This window comes from Synechococcus sp. BS56D, assembly GCF_004332405.1.
In the GTDB taxonomy this organism is placed as follows: domain Bacteria; phylum Cyanobacteriota; class Cyanobacteriia; order PCC-6307; family Cyanobiaceae; genus Synechococcus_C.
Genome location: NZ_PHQU01000004.1, coordinates 242,384 through 258,252, shown reverse-complemented (window position 1 = coordinate 258,252; position 15,869 = coordinate 242,384). Strand labels below are relative to the sequence as shown.

Genomic DNA, 15,869 nt, shown 5'->3' with positions numbered 1-15,869 from the left:
TGCGTCTTGTCCCATGGCTGGAGACCATTTCTTTCTGGAGCTCGAACCACCTGAGGAGCGACTTCGCCATGCCCCCCATGTGGTGATCGTGGGCGGTGGCTTTGCCGGAGTGCGCGCCTGCAAAGCCCTGGCCAATGCAGACGTGCGCATCACCCTGATCGACAAGCGCAACTTCAACCTGTTTCAACCACTCCTGTACCAGGTGGCAACCGGACTGGTCTCCCGCGGGGATGTGGCTACCCCCCTGCGCCAACTGGTCGGCCGCCAGCGCAATGTGCAGGTGCTCTTGGGGGAAGTCACCCAGATCAATCCAGAAGGCAAGCAGATCGTCTTCAACGGCAAGGCCTACAGCTACGACCACCTGGTGTTGGCCACCGGCTCCGGCAGCACCTTCTTCGGCCATGAAGACTGGCGCACCTTCGCGCCGCCGATGAAGATCCTCGAGCACGCCGAGGAGATTCGCCGCCGGTTGCTGATGGCCATGGAGCAGGCCGAGCAGACGCCTGACCCTCAGGCCCGTCAGTTCCTTCAAACCGTTGTGATTGTGGGTGGTGGCCCCACCGGATGTGAGATGGCCGGCGCGGTTTCCGAGTTGATGCGTAACGCCATGCGCCGGGAATTCAGACAGCTGGACCCAGCCAAAACCAGGATCGTGCTCGTCGATCCCGGGGAGCGACTGTTGCGGGCCATGCCTGAACTGCTGTCGGAGCGAGCCCAGAAGACTCTGGAGGGTCTTGGTGTGGAGATGCTGTTCAAAGGTCGGGTGCAGACGATGCAACCAGGCGAAGTGACGGTTGGCACCCCCAATGGCGATCGACGCCTCCAGGCCGCCACCGTGATCTGGACCGCCGGTGTTCGCCCCTCCCACCTGGGGCGCAAGCTGGCCGACTCGATCGAGTGTGAACTGGACCGTGGTGGCAGGGTGATCGTGGAACCCGACTTCTCCGTGAAAGGGCACCCCGAGATCCGCGTCGTGGGTGATCTCTGCTGCTACAAGCACACCCGCGACGGCAACCCACTCCCGGGCATGGCCGGCCCGGCCACACAAGCGGGGGGCTTCGTGGGCAAGGACATTGCAGCGATCATCGCCGGAACCAATCGTCCAAATTTCAGCTGGTTCGACTTCGGCAGCATGGCCGTGCTCGATCGAGTGGATGCCGTCGCCGATTTGCGCGGCTTCAAATTCTCAGGCGGCATCGGCTGGCTGCTCTGGGCTGCTGCCCACCTGGCCTTCATGCCCGATCGGGAAAATCGTCTCTCCCTCCTGCTGAAGTGGATCTTCGCCGTGGTCTCCCAGGCCCGGGCCTCCATGCTGCTCACTGGCATGCCCAGCCAGCACATGGGTCTTGATGCACCCGACGCGCCATTCCCGATGAAGAGCGGCAGCGGCCCCTCGATCGCCTCACCGGATGCGGCTCTGCAAGCAGCCATGGAGTATTACTCCAATCAGATGTCAGGCCAGGGCCATCAACCCACCGAGGCCAGTGCCGAATCAGCAGACGACTCTGCAGCTGCCATCAAATAGAGCAGTGCCATCCGGATCGGGATGCCATGACGCACCTGCTCCTCCACCAGACAACGGCCACTGTTTCGGCCAGTGTCATCGAGCAGGGCCCCGGTCATCTCCACCCCGCGGTTCACCGGGCCGGGGTGGAGCACCGGCACTGGCTTGCCACACCGCTCGAGCCGGGCATGGCTCAGGCCATAGTCGCGGTGATAGCGATCCAGATCGGTGAGCAGGTGCTGGCTCATGCGCTCTTTCTGCAGGCGCAGGGTCATCACGGCGTCGGCACCAGGCAAGGCCTCATCGAGCCGATGGCTCACGGTCACGGAACCGCGATCGGGCACCGGGTCCACAGACTGTCCAGGTGGTGGCGCATCCACGAAGCTGGCAAAAGCGGACGGCAGAAGACTGGGGGGGCCGCAGAGCACCACATCAGCACCGCAGGCGGTGAGGGCCCAGAGGTTGGAGCGGGCCACCCGCGAATGCAGGATGTCGCCCACGATCAAGATCCGTTTACCCCGCAACGCCTCAGGCAGTGGGTGCAGAGGATCGAAATGATGGGCCAGGGTGTAAAGGTCCAGCAGTCCCTGGCTGGGGTGGCTATGGAGTCCATCACCACCATTGAGAACCACCGTGCGCTCACCAGAGGCCTCTAACGCCTCCGCCAGCTGCTGAGGAACACTGGTGCACTGATGGCGCACCACGAGCACATCCGCGCCCATGGCCACGTAGGTGCGGGCCGTGTCGAGCAGTGATTCCCCTTTACTCAGAGAACTGCTGCCCGGCGAGAAACTCGACACATCGGCAGACAGACGCCTAGCCGCCAGCTCGAAACTGCTGCGCGTGCGGGTGCTGGGCTCAAAGAACAGGGTCGCCACGAGGCGTCCCTGCAGGGCAGGGAGCTTGCGGGCACCGGTGACCGGCATGGACCGGAACCGATGGGCAAGCTCAAGGACAGCGGCGTAGTCCTCCCGTGAGAAGGCCGCAAGATCGAGGATGTGGCGATGGGTCCAGCGACTCATGGAGACTCCAGCCCGTCGGGGCTCCAGGCCTGCGCCTTCCCGGGCATGCGATCACCAGAGGCGCGACGGCTGATGCTGCGGCTGCCCCTGAGGTACCAGCGCCAGGGCAGATCCTGCCCCTGGGTAATGCCGATCCGTGTGGTGCTCACAAGCTCAGGATGACCGAGAACGGAAGGCCGGGTCGCCAACCACACGTCATTCTCCCCACAGACGGAGCTGCTGTCATGGCGGCGGTCGATCCCGAAGCGACGGGCCAGTAGCCCAGGCCCCGCTGACACGCGCTCAGGCTCACCAGGCAGTGCCACGGCCCTAAGCAACACACCATTGGCCCAGTCCGCCCGATCGGTCACCACATTCACGCAGTGGTGGATGCCATAGCTCACATACACATAAAACCTCCCAGGCTCACCAAAGAGCGTTTCGTTTTGAGGGCTCCTGCGCCGATAGCCGTGGCAGGCAGGCTCCTCCTGCGAATACGCCTCCGTTTCCACAATCACGCCCCACAGCAACTCGCCACTCTCTTGGCGTTTCACCAGCAGGCAACCAATCAGGTCGGGGGCGACTAGCTCGGCGGGGCGGGCGAAGAAGGTCTGGGGCAGGGCTGGGAAATACTTGGTGATGGGCTGGATGGCTATGGGAATGGCTTTAGGATTTAAAGTAGAGATGAGCCAACACAAAGAAAATGAATTCAAAACTACAAAAAATATTTCTCACCAGCACTTCCTTCATATTCATTTTCACAGGAAGAGCTATTGCTTCGCCTGGACCTTCAATGGTGCAAAAAGGGAACTACTGGACCTGCCCTAGTGACAACAGAGTACTTCCATTAGACAACATCCCCGAGAGCCCAGGAGGCGCAGCGCACCTTAGGAAATGGGAAACAAATATGTACCGAGCCAGTTCATTCAGCCTTCCTCTCGCAGACTCTGACGCCTGGATAGCCATAGCAAAGGGGAATATCGGCAACTTAAATTCAGTAACTAAAACATTTTTAGCCAGAGACATAAAACCCCAAACCTCATACACGATCAAAGGCTATGATCTATGGAGAAGGGGCTCATACCCGAGGAAGAGCGACAGATTCATATTCCAGAACGCAGATGGTACTGAGCTTTCCATTGTTTTTGACAAGCATCACTACACGCCCTACTACGGGCATGCCTTGGACGGGAGAGGAAACAAGATTGACATTCACACAAATCACCGAGGCGCCTTTTCGCTGTCCTGCAACACACTTGACGAAAACCTCACTTACAAGAGTGTATATCCATTCAAGATGAAGCTGACGAACGAATACGGAGAGAGCTATGACTCACCACTACTTGTGATGACCGTGAAGTACATAATAAAGCCCCGCTACATACAGAAAGCGCCAGGATTCGCATTCTAGATTAGACATGCTACGACCGATAAGAATTCTTTTACTAGGAGGATTAGCGGTCTCTCCTCTAACGGTAGCTGGATCAGCCTATGGGTACGAGTACTCCATAAGACATGCATTTTGCAGCGACTACGCAAGAGCCAGGTCTCATATAAATTCGAGCACATTCCAATACGACCTTCAGAAGGCTTACAACTCCTGCATGAAGGATGCCAATAGATTAATCCGCAACCACGAGGCAGACCAAGAAAGGGCAAGAGAAAGAGCCAGGAGAAACAGTGAAAGATATCAACAGCAACGTGCAGCAGAAGAACAGAGAAAGAGAGAAGAGGATCAAAAACTTCTTCAGTTCGAGAGCCAAATGGAGGACTACTTTCGTTGATAGCTTTTTCGGATCAAAGAAATCAGAAGCTTTGAGAGATCTCTATAGGCTGGATTTGACCTCTGCACCTCCACCAGCATCGCTGCCTCCACATCAGGCAGGCGAATGGTGATGCTCTTCATTTAACTGACTCCAATCGCTCCAGCTTCTCCGCAATCGCTGCTCTGCAAAATGCTGAGATATTCAAGCAGCGGCTTGTCTTCAGGAGGAGCAGTGCCTGATGAAGTTGTTGAGCCTCTCCCTCGGGGTAGGTAATCGTGAGTTGGTTTCGTCTCATCTCTTTCTCGTTGATAGGTCACTATTGAATGGATCAAGGGCAATCAGCTCCAAGTTGGTCTGTTTTCCCAAATAGCTACTGATGCGTCTGTAATCGGGCTCATCAGGATTAATGCGTTGAATATCTATGGATTTCCACTTAGACAACGCCTGGACTTTCTGGGGCAATCGCTGATGAAACAGGGTTTCCATCCCAACTTGACTATTTAGGCTTGCTGGCAATTTTTCGGTGATGAGGTGCGTATGAAATTGACCTGTGCCCTGGTGGCTGGTTTCGTGGAAAAACAGCATTCGTGGGTAGAAGTATTCACCAGCACCCTTGATGCTCTTATCACGGCTCTTGTAGATGATGCGATGAAGTTTCCGCTTGAGGTCGGCAACATCTTGGAGTAACTCATCTTCCTTGCTGTGGTGGTCGCGGTAGTGAAAGCTGATGAGCCACCAGGGGTTGATGCTTTGGAGCTCATTACGGATGAGGTATTTGATATTCCGTTTTAATCTTTGAGCCTGTTGCCGCTCTTGTTGTTGGTCTTGAGTTTTTATTGATGTCATTTGTATTTTTCCTATCGCTTGCCACGCTGAGACACTGACACCAACTCCTTGGCACCCAGGAAATCTCTTCTGTTAGTTACTTGCAGCTTTTGCTTCTCAATCCACCGAGTAAGCACTGCAGGGGATGATTATTTATGCGAGTTGCAGTTTTTACAGGGTCGGCATATGTTGATTTACTAACACTTCATCACCTACAGGCAAAGGCAACAAAAGAGATGATTAGATCAAGCCAGTTTTATTCATGCTTTACCGCACTAAAGCCCTGTGATGTAACCACTTTTATAGCTTGAATTGCAACATCTTTTTTGGCTAACGGCTTCAGGGTGTCTGCCAACTCGGCATCTTCAATCTGCCTGTGGGTTTGGCATAAGTATCCAGCAGCATCTTGGTGGAATGACCTGCTGCCGCTGCCAAGTCAGCTGGTGAGTTTCCCATCGCCAATGCGTGAGACAGGAAACTATGGCGTTGGGCGTAAAGACGGCGGGGCTTCAATCCACAACGCTCAAGCGACCGCTTCCATACACGACCCACCAGATGGTCGTAGATGTTGCTGTAGCTGGTGGGGGCGACAAACACCAGCCCATAAGGGTCGTAGATAGCCAGCTGCTCCATCTGCTCCTTGTGCTGTCTCAACACCTCCCGCACCTGTGCGGTCAGTGGCACCACCCTCTCCTTCCCTGTCTTGGTAGACGCCCAGCTGTGATGCCCTGATGAGTAGCCATCACGCCGCAGGCTCTTACAGACCAGCACCTCGCCGTCTTCCCAGCGGATGCAGTCCCAGGTCAAACCCCTGATTTCTGCATTACGCATCCCTGTGCTGAGCCACAGCAAAAACAACGGGTAATACCAGGGCTCGTTGCTCTCCAGGTCAGCCAGCACCACCTGGATATCTTCCACGCTCAGCACATCGCTTTGCACTGACCGCCGCTGCCACTTGAGCTTGTGGGAAAACAGGTGGCGGTTTCCACCCGAGCACTGGCGGTAGTGGGTCATCAAGCCAGCGATGGTGCAGTCGCTCAAGCCCTCTGCCCGTAGCCAAGCCAGGAAGCCTTCTGCATCGCTTCTGGTGCGGATGGGCTTTCCATACCGCTGCAGCACCCTGTAGGCGTGAATGGCTGCTGCCTGCCGCTTGGTCTCTGCCCTCACCCTCAACGCCTCCAGCACCCCCACCTCCTTGCCGTTGATGAGGGGCTGATACGCCATCAGGCTGCGGTCAAAGGTGCCCTGCTGGTAGTCGCTCCAAATCTGGGCGGCGATTGCGTGGGCTGTAGCCACTGCCACAGGGTCGTCCCAGCGACCCAGGCGGTTGATGAAGGCATCTTTCCCATCAATCCGCACCCGCACCTGGAGGCTGCCGTTGTTGTTGCGGAGTGAGGGTGGTTTCTTCAAGGTGCTGCCGCCGCTGCTGACACCAGGGCTACGGCTGCACCACTGACCCAGCCAAGCCAGTCAACTGGGCTTGTAGCCCTTCGTAGCTGGGGGCGTCGTTGGGAGAAAAAAAATCGGGGATTTTTCTGGGAGTGGCTTGGCAGTTGGCTGGGAGACCCAGGGCGACCACTCAAAAATCAAGCCCAGCTTGGGGTCTTCTGCTTCACGGCTCGCTTCACGCAGTGGTGGATGCCATAGCTCACATACACATAAAACCTCCCAGGCTCACCAAAGAGCGTTTCGTTTTGAGGGCTCCTGCGCCGATAGCCGTGGCAGGCAGGCTCCTCCTGCGAATACGCCTCCGTTTCCACAATCACGCCCCAGAGCAGGCTGCCGTCCTCTTGGCGTTTCACCAGCAGGCAACCGATGAGGTCGGGGGCGACGAGCTGAGCAGGGCGGCAGAAGAAGGCTTGGGGGAGCGCTGGGGGGTGCTGGGTGTTGTTCGTGGTGGCTATTGGTTGAAATGATTGTCTTTCTAGTTAGCTCTGAACTATCACTACCCGAGACAGGCTCCAATCACGATTCCGAGGATGAGAGCTGAGAACCAGACAAGGGCTCCCATCTGGTATTCACTCAGGTTGAGCTTCTTCTTGATCCAGAAATAGGCATTGCGATCTCCTTGAACCACGGACTGAAGAGGATTCTTAGGCATCAGTCTTGAATATCAACCAACGAATACTACTTCAGAAATCTCAAGCCCAGCTTTGGATCTTCTGCGTCAGGACTCATTTCACGCAGTGGTGGATGCCATAGCTCACATACACATAAAACCGCCCTGGCTCACCAAAGAGCATTTCGTTTTGAGGGCTCCTGCGCCGATAGCCGTGGCAGGCAGGCTCCTCCTGGGAATACGCCTCCGTTTCCACAATCACGCCCCAAAGCAACTCGCCACTCTCTTGGCGTTTCACCAACCTGCAGCCAATCAGGTCGGGGGCGACGAGCTGAGCAGGGCGGCAGAAGAAGGCTGAAGTCAGGGCTGAGCAAGCGATGGACAAATGCTCAAGGGCTCTCGATCATGCCTTTAACGCTGTCCAGCGCGCCCTCCTGTCTCAGCTCAACCATGAACGAACGCTTCTCAACCAGCTCCCCCTTGGGACGTTCGGTGTTCTGGCTGTGTCTGCTGGCCTACGGATTGCATGTGATTGAGGAATACGACCTCGGCTGGCAACCCTGGGCCGTGGAGGTGCTGGGGCTGCCGGTGACCTGGGGCGACTTCTTTATCACCAACGGATTCGGCGTTGTGCCCCTGGGACTGCTGGCCGGAAGCCTGGGCTGGAGCGTCCCTGCCGCCTCGCTGTTACTCCCCGGGGTGATGCTGGTGAACATGGTGGGCTTCCACATCCTTCCCACCATCAGCACCGGGCTCTATTCCCCCGGCCTGATCTCTGCCTTGGTGCTGTTTCTACCGCTCGGAGGCTGGTGTGTGATCACCGCATTTCGCCATCACCGCAGGGCGCTGTTGCTTGCGATGCCGGTGTCCGTGCTGCTCATGGCATTCCCGGTGGTGATGCTGAAACTGAAACCCTTGCTGGCCTTCGGCTAACCCATGCCCATCAACGCCACCCTCCAGAAACGCCGCGACCTCTGCTTCCTGGTGCTGGCAGGCCTGTTCCTCGGCACCCTCGGGATGCTCAACATCCTTGGGCTCACACGGTTTCTCGAACTCGGGCACATCGGCTCCTGGCCGATCGTGGTCGCCGTTGGCGCCCTTCCGTACCCGATCACGTTTCTCTGCACCGATCTGATCAGCGAGCTCTGGGGGGAGGAACGCGCCTCCCAGGTGGTGTGGGTGGGCTTATTGCTCAATGGCTGGGTGGTGCTGATCCTCTGGCTGGGAGGCCTCCTGCCAGGACTGGCCGGTGCGCCGGAGGGCACCTTCTTTGAAATTCAACGCCTCGCCTTCGGCTCGGTGGGGGCCTCCATGGCGGCCTATCTCACGGCCCAGTTCGTGGATGTGCGCCTCTTCCATTTTTGGAAACAACGCACCAATGGCAAAGCACTCTGGCTCCGCAACAACGGCTCCACGCTGATCAGCCAGCTGGTCGACACCAGTGCGGTCGTCCTGATCAGCCACTACGGCGCCCACGTGCTGCCCGTGCGCGCCGGCGAACCGGTGCTGCCTCAGCTCGGCGCGTTCATTGCCAGTGGCTATCTGTTTAAAGCCCTTGCCGCACTGGCCGACACCATGCCTTTCATCTGGCTCACCGGCTGGCTGCGCCAATGGCTCGACGTACCAAGGCGCGGGAGCGAAATCGGCTGCGATCTCGATGACGAAGCGCGCACTGGAAGCGTGACAAGCGCCTAATCCCTGCCAGGCTTTAAAGAGATGGACGATGTCTGATGGACGCAGCTCTTTCCGGTTTCAATCTGGGCACCGTGCTGCTCTTCGGCAGTGGCCTGTTCGTGCTCGCAACGCTCTACTTCGGCACCCGGGGCGGCTATTACAACACCGATCAATACGACGGCAACGGCACCGCTCACTGATGCCATTCAGACTGGCGCGATGACATCACTCCTGCCCGGTCCCGTCGCCAGCACTGACGCCATTCGCCTAGCCCTCCAAAGCTGGCCTGAGGTTGAGAGCTATCTGCAGCAATGCCGAGGGGTGATCATCCCCCTGGGATCCACCGAACAGCATGGCCCCACCGGCGCCATCGGCACCGATGCACTCACAGCCGAAGCGGTAGCCCTGGAGCTAGGCCGCCTCAGCGGCGTTCTGGTGACGCCAGCCCAAGCCTTTGGGATGGCCGAACATCACCTGGGCTTTGCGGGCACCATGAGCCTCCAGCCCAGCACCCTGCTGGCGGTGCTCCACGACCTGGTGCTCTCCCTGGCCACCCATGGCTTCGAGCGAATCTTTGTGGTGAATGGGCACGGCGGCAACATCGCCACGGCCAAGGCTGCCTTCGCCCAGGCCTACGGCACCGCCGCCAGCCGAGGACTGCCGGTGGCTCCCCGTCTTCGCTGCCGTCTGGCGAACTGGTTTATGGCCGGCCCGGTGATGCAGCACGCTCGGGCGCTCTATGGCGAACGGGAGGGCCAGCACGCCACCCCCAGCGAGATTGCCCTCACCCTGCACCTGCACGACTGCCTGATCCAAAAGCAACGCCCCCTGCCGGAGCCGGCGCCTTGCGGTGCCATCCATGGACCAGCCGATTTCCGCCGCCGCCATCCGGATGGACGCATGGGATCGGATCCCTATCTGGCCAAACCAGAACACGGCGCTGAGTTTCTCAGCAAGGCAGCGATGGCGTTGCGCGATGATCTCGAGACGTTCCTGGCCGCCGCATGAGCAAGATCACCGCCGATGACGTGCGCAAGGTGGCCCAGCTTGCACGGCTGGAGCTTCCCGAGGAGACCATCGCCACCTACACCGGTCAGCTCGAGCGCATCCTCGATTACGTCGACCAGCTGCAAGCGGTGGACACCGAAGGGGTTGCCCCCACCACGCGCGCGGTGGAGGTGGTCAATGCCACCCGTGACGATCGGGTGGAGACCACCGACGTGCGCGAAGACTTGCTGAACCAAGCGCCCTTGCGAGAAGGCGACTTCTTCCGGGTGCCAAAAATCCTGGCGGACTGAACCGGCCAGCCAAACCAGCCAATGACACGCAATCGTGCCATTGGCGCGTTAGCTCAGTAACGCCGACGTGCTGGTGTTACGGCAGTGCGCTGCAAAAGGTTGAGCCAACCCCGGCGCATGCGTGCTGTCGGCATCAGACGAGCCAGGGGACGCATCTTGCTGCCATGGGATTTGTGGCTGCGCACGCCCAGAAAGATGTCGTAGAGGAAGTTATTGAAATCACGACGGGTTTCAAACAGACCCAACCTTTGGGGTGATTGCTTCGCATCGAGAAGAGGCTTGGTGGCCTCATAAGCCGGTTTGTACTCAAACCAGGGAATCGACGGCCAGAGGTGATGAACCAGGTGATAGTTCTGACCCATGATCAGCCAATTCATGGTGCGCCCTGGATACACCCGGGCGTTCTGCCAGCGGTTGCGAGAGAGAAATGGCCGATGGGGCAAATAATCGAAAAACAGCCCCAGGGTCACTCCCACCATCAACGCCGGAGCAAACCAGCAGTTGAAGATGAAGGGCAAGAAATCGAAGCTCACCGCTGCCGCAATGATCGTGAAGAAGACGGCCCGCTCGAAACCCCACTGCATCAGTTCCCAGCGCTTCCAGAGCTTCCTCTGAAAAAAGAAAAGCTCGTGATAGAAGAATCTCGGAGCAATCAACCAGAGCGGCCCGAAGGTGCTCACGATGTGATCCGGGTCATTCTTGGGATCGTTCACATGGGAGTGATGCTGCAGGTGCACCCGAGTGAAGACAGGGAAACTGAAACCGAGCAGCAAGGCTGATCCATGGCCCATGGCCTGGTTGATCCAAGGCACCGGATGGGCCGCCTTATGGCAGGCGTCGTGCACCACGGTGCCTTCAAGGTGGAGAGCCAGAAACCCTGTGATCAGCAGCACAGGCAGCGGCCAACCAGCAACAAACCAACCCCAGATCGTGATCGCCGCCAAGGCATAACCGCCCAAAAACAGGGCAACCGTGGGATTCCAGGCGGCTGGAGGATCAAGAAACTCTTTCGGCACTGAAGCCAAGCGAGTCGGCGATGCCGCAGAAGGAGCTGGAGTCACAACTTGTGTCATCAGTGGACCCAGCCCTCTCACCTTGCCTCGAACCCTCTGAACCCTAGAGGACTCGTGATGCCCACCGGGGGACTTGAACCCCCACGACCGAAGCCACTGGTACCTAAAACCAGCGCGTCTACCAATTCCGCCAGATGGGCAAGGGACGAACTCTAGGCATCCACCCACAATGGAGCCAAGCGGCGACTCTCCGACATGCTTGCTTCTCTCACTGGAGACCTTTGCCTCCTCCTCGGCCTGCTGGTGCTGCTGCTGCCCCTGCTGGCCACCGAACTGAGTCGCCCCCGGGATGGGGTTTGGGGAGCGGTCGTCCTGCTCCTTGGCCTGGTCCTGGTGACCAGCAGTGATCGTCTACGGGGCGCACCGATGCTCGCCGTGGTCTGCGCCTCCCTGCTAATCGCCCGCCTGGGAACGGAAGTGGGCCAGAACCGATGGAATCAACTCACCCCCGAGGAGCAGCAACGGCTTGGCTCCCGCGAACGCTGGACCACCAGCCTCCAGCAGCTGATCGCCGCGATCACCCGCCTGGCCGGCAATGCCGGCACTGCGCTCTCCAGCCTGAAACCAGCTGCTCCGGCAGACAACCGCCCGGAAGGCAGCAACCGCAGCGGCAAGCGCTGGGTCAGACCCGAGCCAGCCGCAACGACGGACACGGCTTCACAGGCAGAGGACGCCGATGCAGGAGCCTCATCAGCCCCAGTGAAGTCTGCTGAAGACGATCCAGAACCCACAGCGGAGCCGCAATCCACCGCAGGTGCCAGCAAAGACGGATAATTCCGGTTGCTGCAGCGCCACCGTGACCCAGCAGACGCGCCCTGACGCTGATGCGCGACCGTCCTACAAGGACACCCTCAACCTGCTGGAGACTGGTTTTGGGATGCGTGCCAATGCCATCCAGCGCGAGCCGGAACTTCAAGCCCTCTGGCGCGAGCGAGGCATCGATCTCGAGCTGGGACTGAACAATCCGGGCCCGGTGTTCACCCTGCACGACGGGCCGCCCTACGCCAACGGGGCCCTGCACATGGGCCATGCCCTCAACAAGGTGCTGAAGGACATCATCAACAAGCACCGGCTGATGCAGGGCCGCCAAGTGCGTTTCGTGCCCGGCTGGGACTGCCACGGCCTGCCGATCGAGCTCAAGGTGCTTCAGGCGATGGACCAGGAGCAGCGCCAGACACTGACCCCCCTCAAACTGCGCAAAAAAGCAGCCGCCTACGCCCGCAAACAGGTGGATGGCCAGATGGCCGGCTTCAAGCGCTGGGGAATCTGGGCCGACTGGGACAACCCCTATCTGACCCTCCAGAAGGAGTACGAGGCCGCTCAGATCGAGGTGTTCGGCAGCATGGCTCTGAAGGGCCACATCTATCGAGGCCTCAAGCCGGTGCACTGGAGCCCCAGCTCCCGCACCGCCCTGGCGGAAGCTGAGCTGGAATATCCCGACGGTCACACCAGCCCGAGCGTCTATATGGCGTTCCCTGCTGTTGAGGCACCGCAGCAGCTTCGTGCGGCACTGCAGGACCAGGGCGTTGATCTACCCGCTGATGGGGACAGCCTGCAGAGCACCCTGCAGGTGGCGATCTGGACCACCACGCCCTGGACGCTGCCCGCCAACCTGGCGGTGTCGGTGAATGATCGGCTCGAGTACTGCCTAGCCGATGACGGCAGTGGCCGACTGCTGATCGTGGCAGCCGAATTACGCGAAACCCTGGCAAGCAAACTCGAGCGCCCACTTCAGGCCAAAGCGGTCGTCAAGGGCGCCCTGCTGGCGGGTCTCAGCTACCGCCACCCCTTACTCGAGCGTCAGAGCCCGGTGGTCATCGGTGGCGACTACATCACCACCGAATCGGGCACAGGCCTTGTGCACACGGCCCCTGGCCATGGCGTTGATGACTTCAACACTGGCCGCAAGCACGGCCTGCCCGTGCTGTGCCCCGTCGATGAAGCCGGCAACCTGACGGAGGAGGCAGGCCCCTTTGCGGGCCTGAACGTTCTCAAGGACGCCAACCCGGCAATCCTCGAAGCCCTCGAGGCCTCCGGTGCGCTGCTGCTGCAGGAGAACTACGGCCACCGCTATCCCTACGACTGGCGCACCAAGAAGCCGACAATCTTCCGCGCAACCGAACAATGGTTCGCCTCGGTGGAGGGATTCCGCAGCGAAGCCCTCGCCGCGATCGACGCGGTGGAATGGCTGCCGGCTTCCGGGCGCAACCGGATCGAATCGATGGTGGCGGAACGGGGTGACTGGTGCATCTCCCGTCAGCGCACCTGGGGTGTGCCAATCCCGGTTTTTTATCACCGCAGTCGTGGCGATGTGCTGCTCAACGCCGACTCCATTGCGCACATCCAGGCACTGATCGCCGAACACGGTGCCGACGTTTGGTGGGAGAAAGACGAATCCGAGCTACTCCCCCCAAGCCATCAGGGCGAGGCTGACCAATGGCGCAAGGGCACCGACACGATGGATGTGTGGTTTGACTCCGGCTCCAGCTGGGCCGCCGTTGCCAGTCAGCGCGATGGTCTTAGCTATCCGGCCGATCTCTACCTCGAGGGATCGGATCAGCACCGCGGCTGGTTCCAAAGCTCCCTGCTCACTTCCGTGGCGGTGAATGGCCATGCCCCTTACCGGACGGTGCTCACCCACGGATTCGCCCTCGACGAGAAGGGCCGCAAGATGAGCAAATCCCTCGGCAATGTCGTGGATCCGATGGTGATCATCGAGGGTGGAAAGAACCAGAAACAGGAACCTCCCTACGGCGCCGACGTGCTGCGCCTCTGGGTGAGCTCAGTCGACTATTCCGCCGACGTGCCGATCGGTGCCGGAATTTTGCGCCAACTGGCCGACGTGTACCGCAAGGTGCGCAACACCGCTCGCTATCTGCTTGGCAACCTCCACGACTTCGATCCCGCCCGCGATGGCATGCCAGTGGAGGAGCTACCGCTCCTGGATCGCTGGATGCTCCAGCGCACCGCCGTGGTGCTTGATGAGATCAGCGAAGCCTTCGAACGCTACGAGTTCTTCCGCTTCTTCCAGATCCTGCAGAACTACTGCGTTGCCGATCTCTCCAACTTCTACCTCGACATCGCCAAGGACAGGCTCTACGTCAGCGCACCGAACGACAGGCGGCGGCGCAGCTGCCAGACGGTGATGGCTCTGATCATCGAAGGACTCGCCGGAGCGATCGCGCCCGTTCTCTGCCACATGGCCGAAGACATCTGGCAGAACCTGCCCTATCCGGTGAAGGACGACTCCGTCTTCCGTCGTGGCTGGCCCGTGGTGCCAGAGAGCTGGCGCGATGACAGCCTGCAAGCACCGATGCAACAGCTGCGCGACCTGCGCGGTGCTGTGAACCGGGTGCTGGAGGGTTGCCGCGGCCGTCAGGAGTTGGGGGCTTCCCTGGAGGCATCCGTGCGAATCGACGCCTGCTCCGAAACGCTCCAGTCAGCGCTGTCCTGGCTGACCAGTCATGGTGATCCGGAGGTCGATGGATTGCGGGATTGGCTGCTGGTCTCCCAGCTGCAACTCGGGGGTGAACCCTGGGCAGAGCTGCTGGCCAGCGACAACAGTGACCTCGCTGTGATCGAAGTCGCCCGCGCCCGCGGCGAGAAATGCGAGCGCTGCTGGCATTACGAGGGCGATATCGGCCAACACAGTGCCCACCCCAGCCTCTGCGGCCGCTGCGTGGCCGTGCTGGAACGGCGCTAATTCGCCCGTCGCTCCAGCACCCTTCACTCAACCCCAGGCCAAAGGGTCCAGCAGCCTTTCCGGAGGCACCCCCTCCAGGAGCAGCTGTTCCTGGAGGGGGTTGAGGGGCCCTTGCAGGAGATCGGCGTGTTGGATGCAGGCTCCATCAGGCAGCACGCTCTGATCGGGATCGAAGGCGGTGGGATGCGTCGTGCAGCTGCTGAAACCGCGAAAGATCAAAACCTCCAGGGGCTCTGCCCCCCCATCACCAGCCGTCACCATCCCCCTGAGACGCACGACCCGATCCGACCGCTCGCGGCTGATCGTCTCCAGCGTTTGCAGCAGTTCAGAACTCACCAGCGACCCGCCCCTGCTTCGGCAACCGCACCAGCAGCCACTGGATCAAGCCCACCAGGTAAGCCACCAGCACCACATAGCCAATGAAGGCGGCCACTGCTTCAGTCCACTGCCCACCGAAGACGAAATCAAACAATCGCTCCACCACCCGGTGCAGCCCCTGGGGCGCCTCCAGCCATGCCTTGCAATCGGCAGTCGCCAAAACACGACTGCAAGGAAGACTGCTGGCGGCCATCAGTGTCGCCAGCACAGCGAAGCCACTAAGGGCCCAGCGCCAGACCCGCACAGTGAGCGGCAGCGGACGCCAAGGGGGCAGATCCGCCAGCTCCTCATTCAGATCCACCCAGAACCACACCGACACCAACATGAGAATCGGCGCGATGAAGAGAACGATGTAGCCGAGGGGCCGTTGATCGGTGAGCAGCAGCAGGCTGATCGCCATCAGGCTCGCCACCTTCCAGTAAATCGTGAGCAGGCGAACCATCGCCCCCTCCCGGCGCACGGCCGCCCAGATCAGGAGCAGGAGCGGCACACCGAAGGCGAATGTGGCCCCCAGCCTGTAGGTGAGCCAGACCAGGCTGCGATAGGGAAGATCAGGCACCAGGAAGGTTCGGGAAGGCGCCATTATCG

General features: G+C 59.9%; 17 protein-coding genes, 1 tRNA gene and 2 pseudogenes. 9 read left to right on the top strand and 11 right to left on the bottom strand.

Annotated elements, in window-relative coordinates; translation table 11 throughout:
• Positions 1 to 13: 13 nt before the first annotated feature.
• On the top strand, positions 14 to 1,525 hold the full coding sequence (locus CWE17_RS07800; protein WP_131455932.1) for an NAD(P)/FAD-dependent oxidoreductase: 1,512 nt from the start codon (positions 14 to 16) through the stop codon (positions 1,523 to 1,525).
• Here the strand turns inward: CWE17_RS07800 and CWE17_RS07795 are convergent.
• Both CWE17_RS07795 and CWE17_RS07790 read right to left on the bottom strand, forming a co-directional pair.
• A complete protein-coding gene (locus CWE17_RS07795) occupies positions 1,468 to 2,526 on the bottom strand; it encodes an aspartate carbamoyltransferase catalytic subunit (RefSeq protein ID WP_131455930.1) in 1,059 nt (352 codons plus the stop codon). The two genes, CWE17_RS07800 and CWE17_RS07795, sit on opposite strands and share 58 nt — an antisense overlap.
• The gene (locus CWE17_RS07790) at positions 2,523 to 3,146 is read right to left on the bottom strand and encodes a DNA-3-methyladenine glycosylase (protein ID WP_131456014.1); all 624 of its coding nucleotides are present in this window, start codon (positions 3,144 to 3,146) and stop codon (positions 2,523 to 2,525) included. Before CWE17_RS07790 ends, CWE17_RS07795 begins: the two co-directional genes overlap by 4 nt.
• A 62-nt stretch (positions 3,147 to 3,208) precedes the next feature.
• Between CWE17_RS07790 and CWE17_RS07785 the strand changes: the two genes are divergently transcribed.
• The gene (locus tag CWE17_RS07785) at positions 3,209 to 3,916 is read left to right on the top strand and encodes a hypothetical protein (protein ID WP_131455928.1); all 708 of its coding nucleotides are present in this window, start codon (positions 3,209 to 3,211) and stop codon (positions 3,914 to 3,916) included.
• A 646-nt stretch (positions 3,917 to 4,562) separates the two neighbouring features.
• On the opposite strand, the gene CWE17_RS07780 is transcribed toward CWE17_RS07785, so the two are convergent.
• The 5 genes and pseudogenes from CWE17_RS07780 to CWE17_RS07765 all read right to left on the bottom strand — a co-directional run.
• A complete protein-coding gene (locus tag CWE17_RS07780) occupies positions 4,563 to 5,117 on the bottom strand; it encodes a hypothetical protein (RefSeq protein ID WP_131455926.1) in 555 nt (184 codons plus the stop codon).
• 318 nt (positions 5,118 to 5,435) lie between these two features.
• On the bottom strand, positions 5,436 to 6,506 hold the full coding sequence (locus CWE17_RS07775) for a site-specific integrase (RefSeq protein ID WP_240789311.1): 1,071 nt from the start codon (positions 6,504 to 6,506) through the stop codon (positions 5,436 to 5,438).
• 215 nt (positions 6,507 to 6,721) lie between these two features.
• Positions 6,722 to 7,000 (bottom strand): annotated as a pseudogene (locus CWE17_RS07770) (DNA-3-methyladenine glycosylase); the annotation flags it as partial.
• Positions 7,001 to 7,041: 41 nt separating this feature from the next.
• On the bottom strand, positions 7,042 to 7,197 hold the full coding sequence (locus CWE17_RS12240) for a hypothetical protein (protein ID WP_164498748.1): 156 nt from the start codon (positions 7,195 to 7,197) through the stop codon (positions 7,042 to 7,044).
• Between the two features lie 79 nt (positions 7,198 to 7,276).
• Positions 7,277 to 7,540, bottom strand: a pseudogene (locus tag CWE17_RS07765) (DNA-3-methyladenine glycosylase); the annotation flags it as partial.
• 65 nt (positions 7,541 to 7,605) lie between these two features.
• Between CWE17_RS07765 and CWE17_RS07760 the strand changes: the two are divergent.
• Genes CWE17_RS07760 through gatC form a run of 5 tightly spaced genes read left to right on the top strand, consistent with a single transcriptional unit; the run spans position 7,606 to position 10,127 of the window.
• Positions 7,606 to 8,088: an HXXEE domain-containing protein gene (locus tag CWE17_RS07760; RefSeq protein ID WP_161971423.1), complete on the top strand. Its 483-nt coding sequence runs from the start codon at positions 7,606 to 7,608 to the stop codon at positions 8,086 to 8,088.
• A 3-nt stretch (positions 8,089 to 8,091) separates the two neighbouring features.
• A complete protein-coding gene (locus CWE17_RS07755) occupies positions 8,092 to 8,850 on the top strand; it encodes a queuosine precursor transporter (protein WP_131455918.1) in 759 nt (252 codons plus the stop codon).
• A 35-nt stretch (positions 8,851 to 8,885) separates the two neighbouring features.
• The gene (locus CWE17_RS12235) at positions 8,886 to 9,029 is read left to right on the top strand and encodes a hypothetical protein (RefSeq protein WP_164498747.1); all 144 of its coding nucleotides are present in this window, start codon (positions 8,886 to 8,888) and stop codon (positions 9,027 to 9,029) included.
• 19 nt (positions 9,030 to 9,048) lie between these two features.
• Positions 9,049 to 9,837 (top strand): creatininase family protein, encoded by a 789-nt coding sequence (locus CWE17_RS07750; protein ID WP_131455916.1) that lies wholly within the window; start codon positions 9,049 to 9,051, stop codon positions 9,835 to 9,837.
• Entirely contained in the window at positions 9,834 to 10,127 is a 294-nt protein-coding gene (gatC, locus tag CWE17_RS07745) for an Asp-tRNA(Asn)/Glu-tRNA(Gln) amidotransferase subunit GatC (RefSeq protein WP_131455914.1), read from the top strand. The genes CWE17_RS07750 and gatC overlap by 4 nt, the downstream gene beginning before the upstream one ends.
• A gap of 53 nt (positions 10,128 to 10,180) precedes the next feature.
• Here the strand turns inward: gatC and crtR are convergent, their stop codons facing one another.
• Together crtR and CWE17_RS07735 are read right to left on the bottom strand one after the other, a co-directional pair.
• Positions 10,181 to 11,200: a beta-carotene hydroxylase gene (gene crtR, locus CWE17_RS07740; RefSeq protein ID WP_206338368.1), complete on the bottom strand. Its 1,020-nt coding sequence runs from the start codon at positions 11,198 to 11,200 to the stop codon at positions 10,181 to 10,183.
• A gap of 58 nt (positions 11,201 to 11,258) precedes the next feature.
• Positions 11,259 to 11,340: transfer RNA gene (locus tag CWE17_RS07735), tRNA-Leu, on the bottom strand.
• A gap of 55 nt (positions 11,341 to 11,395) precedes the next feature.
• On the opposite strand from CWE17_RS07735, the gene CWE17_RS07730 reads away from it, so the two are divergent.
• Both CWE17_RS07730 and ileS read left to right on the top strand, forming a co-directional pair.
• Complete coding sequence (locus CWE17_RS07730; RefSeq protein WP_131455912.1) at positions 11,396 to 11,974, top strand: Ycf66 family protein; 579 nt, start codon at positions 11,396 to 11,398, stop codon at positions 11,972 to 11,974.
• 22 nt (positions 11,975 to 11,996) lie between these two features.
• Positions 11,997 to 14,903: an isoleucine--tRNA ligase gene (gene ileS, locus CWE17_RS07725; protein WP_131455910.1), complete on the top strand. Its 2,907-nt coding sequence runs from the start codon at positions 11,997 to 11,999 to the stop codon at positions 14,901 to 14,903.
• A gap of 27 nt (positions 14,904 to 14,930) precedes the next feature.
• Here ileS and CWE17_RS07720 read toward each other — a convergent pair whose 3' ends face one another.
• Together CWE17_RS07720 and CWE17_RS07715 are read right to left on the bottom strand one after the other, a co-directional pair.
• Positions 14,931 to 15,239: a hypothetical protein gene (locus CWE17_RS07720; RefSeq protein WP_131455908.1), complete on the bottom strand. Its 309-nt coding sequence runs from the start codon at positions 15,237 to 15,239 to the stop codon at positions 14,931 to 14,933.
• Complete coding sequence (locus tag CWE17_RS07715) at positions 15,229 to 15,840, bottom strand: DUF3177 family protein (RefSeq protein WP_131455906.1); 612 nt, start codon at positions 15,838 to 15,840, stop codon at positions 15,229 to 15,231. The genes CWE17_RS07720 and CWE17_RS07715 overlap by 11 nt, the downstream gene beginning before the upstream one ends.
• Between the last annotated feature and the right edge of the window lie 29 nt (positions 15,841 to 15,869).

What these genes read in the sequence shown, in the direction of transcription:
- CWE17_RS12235 (WP_164498747.1), top strand. Translation starts at nt 8,886, where the DNA reads ATGGACGCAGCTCTTTCCGGTTTCAATCTGGGCACCGTGCTGCTCTTC.
- gatC (WP_131455914.1), top strand. Translation starts at nt 9,834, where the DNA reads ATGAGCAAGATCACCGCCGATGACGTGCGCAAGGTGGCCCAGCTTGCA.
- CWE17_RS07750 (WP_131455916.1), top strand. Translation starts at nt 9,049, where the DNA reads ATGACATCACTCCTGCCCGGTCCCGTCGCCAGCACTGACGCCATTCGC.
- CWE17_RS07760 (WP_161971423.1), top strand. Translation starts at nt 7,606, where the DNA reads ATGAACGAACGCTTCTCAACCAGCTCCCCCTTGGGACGTTCGGTGTTC.
- CWE17_RS07755 (WP_131455918.1), top strand. Translation starts at nt 8,092, where the DNA reads ATGCCCATCAACGCCACCCTCCAGAAACGCCGCGACCTCTGCTTCCTG.
- CWE17_RS07785 (WP_131455928.1), top strand. Translation starts at nt 3,209, where the DNA reads ATGAATTCAAAACTACAAAAAATATTTCTCACCAGCACTTCCTTCATA.
- CWE17_RS07800 (WP_131455932.1), top strand. Translation starts at nt 14, where the DNA reads ATGGCTGGAGACCATTTCTTTCTGGAGCTCGAACCACCTGAGGAGCGA.
- CWE17_RS07780 (WP_131455926.1), bottom strand. Translation starts at nt 5,117, where the DNA reads ATGACATCAATAAAAACTCAAGACCAACAACAAGAGCGGCAACAGGCT.
- CWE17_RS07795 (WP_131455930.1), bottom strand. Translation starts at nt 2,526, where the DNA reads ATGAGTCGCTGGACCCATCGCCACATCCTCGATCTTGCGGCCTTCTCA.
- crtR (WP_206338368.1), bottom strand. Translation starts at nt 11,200, where the DNA reads ATGACACAAGTTGTGACTCCAGCTCCTTCTGCGGCATCGCCGACTCGC.
- CWE17_RS07730 (WP_131455912.1), top strand. Translation starts at nt 11,396, where the DNA reads ATGCTTGCTTCTCTCACTGGAGACCTTTGCCTCCTCCTCGGCCTGCTG.
- CWE17_RS12240 (WP_164498748.1), bottom strand. Translation starts at nt 7,197, where the DNA reads ATGCCTAAGAATCCTCTTCAGTCCGTGGTTCAAGGAGATCGCAATGCC.